Annotated in this window: 9 protein-coding genes; 4 read left to right on the top strand and 5 right to left on the bottom strand. The window is 35.4% G+C overall.

Going from position 1 to position 5,882, the window contains the following annotated elements; translation table 11 throughout:
• The first annotated feature begins 420 nt into the window (after positions 1-420).
• On the top strand, positions 421-861 hold the full coding sequence (locus ACOI1D_RS20895; protein ID WP_422504051.1) for a GNAT family N-acetyltransferase: 441 nt from the start codon (positions 421-423) through the stop codon (positions 859-861).
• 117 nt (positions 862-978) lie between these two features.
• Here the strand turns inward: ACOI1D_RS20895 and ACOI1D_RS20890 are convergent, their stop codons facing one another.
• Positions 979-1,155 (bottom strand): hypothetical protein, encoded by a 177-nt coding sequence (locus ACOI1D_RS20890; RefSeq protein WP_422504049.1) that lies wholly within the window; start codon positions 1,153-1,155, stop codon positions 979-981.
• A 70-nt stretch (positions 1,156-1,225) separates the two neighbouring features.
• On the opposite strand from ACOI1D_RS20890, the gene ACOI1D_RS20885 reads away from it, so the two are divergent.
• The 3 genes from ACOI1D_RS20885 to ACOI1D_RS20875 all read left to right on the top strand — a co-directional run bounded on the left by ACOI1D_RS20885 (position 1,226) and on the right by ACOI1D_RS20875 (position 2,887).
• A complete protein-coding gene (locus ACOI1D_RS20885) occupies positions 1,226-2,122 on the top strand; it encodes a tyrosine-type recombinase/integrase (RefSeq protein WP_422504047.1) in 897 nt (298 codons plus the stop codon).
• 288 nt (positions 2,123-2,410) lie between these two features.
• Positions 2,411-2,656, top strand: coding sequence for a recombinase family protein (locus ACOI1D_RS20880; protein ID WP_422504056.1), 246 nt, complete (start codon positions 2,411-2,413; stop codon positions 2,654-2,656).
• 39 nt (positions 2,657-2,695) lie between these two features.
• The gene (locus tag ACOI1D_RS20875) at positions 2,696-2,887 is read left to right on the top strand and encodes a recombinase family protein (protein WP_422504055.1); all 192 of its coding nucleotides are present in this window, start codon (positions 2,696-2,698) and stop codon (positions 2,885-2,887) included.
• A 238-nt stretch (positions 2,888-3,125) separates the two neighbouring features.
• On the opposite strand, the gene ACOI1D_RS20870 is transcribed toward ACOI1D_RS20875, so the two are convergent.
• The 4 genes from ACOI1D_RS20870 to ACOI1D_RS20855 all read right to left on the bottom strand — a co-directional run.
• Positions 3,126-3,824, bottom strand: a complete 699-nt coding sequence (locus ACOI1D_RS20870) for a site-specific integrase (protein ID WP_422504046.1) — start codon at positions 3,822-3,824, stop codon at positions 3,126-3,128.
• Positions 3,825-4,009: 185 nt separating this feature from the next.
• Entirely contained in the window at positions 4,010-4,195 is a 186-nt protein-coding gene (locus ACOI1D_RS20865; RefSeq protein WP_422504045.1) for a hypothetical protein, read from the bottom strand.
• A gap of 12 nt (positions 4,196-4,207) precedes the next feature.
• Positions 4,208-4,963: an IS21-like element helper ATPase IstB gene (gene istB / locus ACOI1D_RS20860; protein WP_422504053.1), complete on the bottom strand. Its 756-nt coding sequence runs from the start codon at positions 4,961-4,963 to the stop codon at positions 4,208-4,210.
• On the bottom strand, positions 4,953-5,882 hold a 930-nt coding region (locus ACOI1D_RS20855; RefSeq protein WP_422504043.1), incomplete at its 5' end, for a Mu transposase domain-containing protein. The genes istB and ACOI1D_RS20855, both read right to left, overlap by 11 nt.

Genomic DNA, 5,882 nt, shown 5'->3' with positions numbered 1-5,882 from the left:
AGGATATGAGAAAGAAAAAACTCCCGAAAAGGAATATTATAAAATAAGAAGAGCTTCTAATGCACAACTGGTTATGGTGCTATTAGTGAAAATCAAGGTTTAAAACTTTCTGAAGAACTTATAACATTTTGAATACAGGGAAGGAACTTTTGGAAAGCTAGAGCTTGCAAGGTTATTTTCATCAGATTATTTTAATGAGGGACGAAAATTGATTGATCCAATTGAATACCCAAAAATAAAAAAAGTTGAACGGGAAAAGATATAGTAAATTATTGAATTTAAAGATTCCTATTAAATTTTGATTTACATCAATAACGATCTTCCGCGATTGGGCGCTTATCTGGAATTGCGCCAATTTTGAACAATGGTCAGATTTTTGAACAAGTATTGTCTAATATTTCAGTACAGGAGGACAAAATAATGTTAGAACTTAAAGAAGTTGAACCAGAGATGACTTATCCTCTCAGACATAAAATTTTGCGTCCACATCAATCATTTGAAGAATGTATATATGATACTGACTATAAACCAGGGGCATTTCATATTGGAGCGTTTTACCAGAAAAAACTTATCAGTGTCGCATCTTTCTGTGCCGAAAAGTGTCCCGATTTTTCTACGGATAAACAGTTTAGATTAAGGGCAATGGCTACATTGACCGAGTTTCGTAATATGGGAGCTGGAAGATTTGTAGTAAGCTATGCTGAGGATGTATTAAAAGACCAGGATGTAAAATTTCTATGGTGTAAAGGTAGAACAAATGTGCAAGTATATTATGAAAAAATTGGTTTTACACAATATGGTGAAGTGTTTGAGTATCCCTCTATTGGTCCTCATGTTGTGATGTATAAGAGTTTGATATAAAATTGAAGAGATATTTAGCCGTTCTTTAAAAATAAATTAAAAAGCGCTTTATAGCGTGATGTTTTCGCCCGCCCCTCGAAGGAATATTTCAAAATAGTATGTTTATTTATTATACGTCTAAAATGTTGCAAGGATGCGGTATTTGTGCGCCTTTTTTAATTGGTCGGCTCTTGCTGCCCCAATGATACGATAGGCTTGTTGTCGCTTTAATGATTCTTTGCCTTCCCTGGAGCGAAATAAAGGCTTGTTCTTCTCATAATACTGTAATGAAACATAATGTAACTTATGTTTCATTACGAGTCTTTTCCTGATAGAATTATAGATGATAATGAAACATAATTTATCTTGGAAAGGTCGATGTCTAATGAAACATAATTTACAGCAAGCATCTACACTTGATGAATTCCAAACATACCTGCAAATCATCGAAAGGTCCACAAACACCAACAAATCTTATGTAATTGCTGTACGAAAATATTCAGAATGGTTTACCGCTCGTTACGCCCATGAGCCAAAGCAATTATTCAAAGAGAACATCTCTGAATATAAGGAATACCTGAAACGTTTAGACACCCATCCTTCAACTTTTAATTCCAGGATGGCGGGCCTTCGGGCGTGGAATGATTTTCTTATCGCAAACGGTGTGCAAAAAGAAATCGTTATTTCAAGAACCGACTATAAAAAGGTCCAAAAACAATATGCTTCGCCGGCGATCCATACAATAGATGAAATTAATCAGTTCATCCAAACGGTTCTTGAACATGGAAGCAAACGAGATTATGCCCATGTGAATTTCTTGGCTTATACTGGCCTTCGGGTCAGTGAGTCTCTTAATCAAAAAATCGTGGATATGCACTTTGATTCGCGAGAATTGGTAGTGGGGGATGGAAAAGGGGGCAAAATGCGCACGGTTTATCTAATGGATCGTGTTATCCGTATTGTCAGAGGGTATCTCAATAAGGAACGACAACAATATCGTTTTGCAGGGGAAAGTCCTTATATTTTCTTAAGTAATCGTAATGATAAGCTTTCCCGAATCACATTTTATAAGGCTCTGGACAAGTACAGTAAGATAGCGGGCATTGAGCCACACATCACACCTCACGACTTCCGACACTTTTTCTGTACGTATTTTCTAGAGAACGGCTTTGATGTTCACGAGGTGGCAGCAATGGCTGGCCACTCAAACATTCATACAACATTACTTTATACGAACCCTAGCCGAAAAAGGATTTTGGAAAAAATGAACGCAATGGAATGAAGCAGCATTAAGGAATCGGGCGATTTAACGGCGTTAAAAAACGCTCTTTTGCATACCCTAGAAACATCCTTATTCCACCTTTTCGAGGGGTTGTGCAAAAATACCCTAGTTTGAGGAGGTGTTTTATGCAAAAAAATATGAAAATACATTTTATACTACTATTAACTGCTACCACAACACAATGGCTTCATGTTGATGTGTAATATGGACATAACCTCCAGTAAAACTGGTTCTTCTCGCAAAGAGTTTGATCGTATGTTTGAAGATTGCTAATCTAATAATCTAGATATTATACTTACTAAGAGCATAAGTAGGTTTGGCGAGGTTACACTTGAAGCCTTAAATCAACTAAAGACATTAGGAGTTCGTGTGATATTTAAACAAGAAAACTTTAGTACTGTAAATTCAGATAGTGACCTTATGATTTCTATAATTGAATCCATAATTCAAGCTGAAAATGAATCTAGAAGTCATAATATTAGATGGGGTATTAAACAAAGAGCTGAACTAGGAACTTCGAAGCTTTACAACTGAAAGTGCTATGGTTATAAAAATGATGTTGATGGCAGTCTTATTATTGACGACGCAGAGGCTAAAAATGTTCAGTTAATTGACCTGTACCTTAATGGTCAAAGTATTATAGGAATTGATACAGAATTAGAAAAACTTGAAATTAAATCCCCAACAGGAAAAGACAAGTTGAATAAAAGAACTATAGATGTAATGTTACGCGATGAAAAACATATCGGAACTGTCCGACTTTAATGGAGTGATACCTTGTTTGATTGCCTTAAGAATTATTTCTTGCAATTCATTTGAAAGATCACCTTTTCCAAACGTCATAAATTTACCAATATTATCGTTTCTTCAAATGCGGGATTTTGTGCAGTGTTAATACCATGATAACACCATCCACTAACCCTATAACTTACTAATTCGTCTTTCATTTAATTTCCTCCTTTTACTTCAATGTTTCACTTTCATATACTTTAAATAGGTCATGCTAATCAATTATTGCTTTAGAAAGGTCATTCATTAAATTACTAAACTTTTTAGAGGACTCTCTTTTTATGTTTTTTGTCATGTGTGCATATATATCCATTGTTGTTTGTATATCGGCATGACCGAGTCTTTCCTGTATCTCTTTAATATGAACATCTGCTTCAATCAGTAAAGAAGTGTGGGTGTGTCTAAACGAATGTGGTGTAATTGCCTTTTCTATGGTTGTTTTTTTTAGTAATCGTTGTAATCGAATAGAAATAGCTTTTAAGGTTTTTGGAAATCCTTCGTTGGTTGCGAAGATAAAGTTTTTATCGTGATAAAAAGGTTTGTTCTCTTTTTTGATTTTGTTCTGTTCGTTACTATATATCCTGAGCATTTTAATCAATAGTTCATCTATTGATATGATACGTCTTGACGTTTTTGTCTTGGGTGTTAGTAATTGATACTTTAATTTGTTATTAGTTGGATTGTAATACGTTCTTATAACCCGTAAAGTATGGTTATCAAAATCAATATCATTCCATTTTAAAGCAACTAATTCGCCCACTCGCAAGCCAGTATAAGCTAACATTGTAAAAGCAAGTAGATCTCCTTCTAATCCCTCGTTCTTAGTCACTGTCAACAATTCCTCTAATTCTTCCTTTTCAAGATACTTCTGAACTATAGAGTTATCTTTTTCGAGATCCTTGAATACTGCCATCAGAATTTACCACCCTTGCCATATTATTTACCACCAATTGCCACGGAATTTACCATCGATTGCCGATATATTTACCACAATTACACAGAAGCCCTACGGTATCAATCTTTAAAGAGCTGTACGGCTTTTTAGTCCCTTCAATTTAAACCAGGTATTGGAATACTAGATTCCAATACCTGGTTATTTCATACCGATCTTTTATTGGCTAATTCCCGATTAATTATCTCTATACCCCACTGAACAAGTTCATCAATATCCAAGTCCTCGTTTTCTGTGTTGATACATGGGGGCAACAGTTTATCTATTATTCCATACATTACTTCATTAGGTAAGTAATTATGAAAAAAGTACCTTGCTAAACGGTTTTTCAACTTCCTCTGGGATCATTTATACACCGCCAAGCCATGACGTTCTCTCATTGAAACTTCTCCGTCTATCATAATTTGATAGGAATCGTGAATAATACGATCTAAAATTGCTTCGGCAATAGTTTCATTTCCCAATTTCACATGCCATCCATTGGGATCGGTTTGTGAACAAAAAATAGTTGAAGCTACTTTATGGCGAGATTCAGTTATTTCTAATAATATAGCTGCCTCATCCGATGTTAAGTCCGTAAGTAACCACTCATCCAGTATTAGTAAATCAACTTTCGTATACTTTCTGATGATTTTCCGATAACTTCCGTCAGCTGCTAGTTTTGCGAGCGACAATTCATCTAGTAATTCTGGTAAGCGGATATATTTTACTTTATAGTGTTGCCGGCAGGCAGCTATTCCAAATCCAGTGGCCAAGAATGTCTTTCCTGAACCTGTTGGTCCTTTTAGTATAATATTATGGCTGTCATGTATATAAGTGCAGCTGGCCAGCTTTAATATCTGTTCTTTATCTAGTTTGCGATCATTATGATATTCTATATCTTCGATAGATGGATTTGAATTTAAAAATGTTGCTGATTTTATTAAGCGTTGAAGCTTATTGTTTCGGCGACGAGATTGTTCTATGTCCACAAGTAAAGAAAAGCGATCTTCAAAACTCATCTTTTGAAACTCTTTGTTCGACGCTTGCTCTTCATACGCTTCAGCCATACCACTTAATTTCATTTCGTGTAGTTTTGACAACGTTTGTTCATTCATCATTTTGTTTACCTCCATAATATGCAGCTCCACGTGTGAAACCATAGCTATTTTTGTTTATTTCCGTTTTGCGTTTTAGCTCTTGTTCCGCATCACTCTTTTTATTATTCTTTAATATGGTTTGAATGCCTTTAACGGTCGGTCGTTTAGTCATTGAAATAATCATCTTACATGCACGTTCAATTTCATATTTAGAATAACGACGTTCAGACTTTTTTAGTGAGAATATAGATTGTACTGCTAGTTTTTCAGTTTGAGAGGCGTCAAGAATATATTGAACGACGTTCAATGTTGATGGGCCAATACTCTCTGCCCATTCAATCGCAGCCTCAGGTGTTTGATCTACAAACAGTTTATGATTATCAGGCATATGATCACGAATGCTGGATAATTGACCAAATTTGCCATATAATCTTTTATGAGAAGCTATTCGCATATGATTAAAATAAACTTCAACTAAATCATCTGTTAGCCTTATTTCCACTTCTCGATTGATGTATTCGTATGGAACCGAATAAAACATACTCTCGACAGATACGTGGTAATCAGGGCGAACTTTCACAGTATTCCACTTAGACATTCTGTAAGGCGTGATTGGAAGAGGAGAAAGGGCGAATTTCTCCTCTTCTTCAAACGCTGACAAGCGACAACCTTTCTTTCGAGTAAAAGGTCGTTGATTAAATTCTTCTAATTTCATCCAAACTTCTTCATTCAATTCATCAATACTGAAGCATTGTATATTCCTTAATGCCGCGATAATCCATGTAGAAATAACACCAACAGCTCCTTCGACATTGCCCTTATCTTTTGGTGAACGCACGCGTGCAGGCATCACTACAGTATTATAGTAATCTGCCATTTCCCTATAAGTAGGATTAAGAATTAACTCCTTCGAAGTATGTTTTGTCACACCAGTCTTAAG

It is taken from the genome of Virgibacillus sp. DJP39, from assembly GCF_049310925.1.
Classification (GTDB): Bacteria; Bacillota; Bacilli; order Bacillales; family Amphibacillaceae; genus Virgibacillus_F.
This window is presented reverse-complemented; position numbering and strand designations above follow the sequence as displayed.

Excerpts from the sequence above, each read along its gene's own strand:
- ACOI1D_RS20870 (WP_422504046.1), bottom strand. The coding sequence starts at position 3,824 with ATGGCAGTATTCAAGGATCTCGAAAAAGATAACTCTATAGTTCAGAAG.
- ACOI1D_RS20890 (WP_422504049.1), bottom strand. The coding sequence starts at position 1,155 with ATGAAACATAAGTTACATTATGTTTCATTACAGTATTATGAGAAGAAC.
- istB (WP_422504053.1), bottom strand. The coding sequence starts at position 4,963 with ATGATGAATGAACAAACGTTGTCAAAACTACACGAAATGAAATTAAGT.
- ACOI1D_RS20885 (WP_422504047.1), top strand. The coding sequence starts at position 1,226 with ATGAAACATAATTTACAGCAAGCATCTACACTTGATGAATTCCAAACA.
- ACOI1D_RS20895 (WP_422504051.1), top strand. The coding sequence starts at position 421 with ATGTTAGAACTTAAAGAAGTTGAACCAGAGATGACTTATCCTCTCAGA.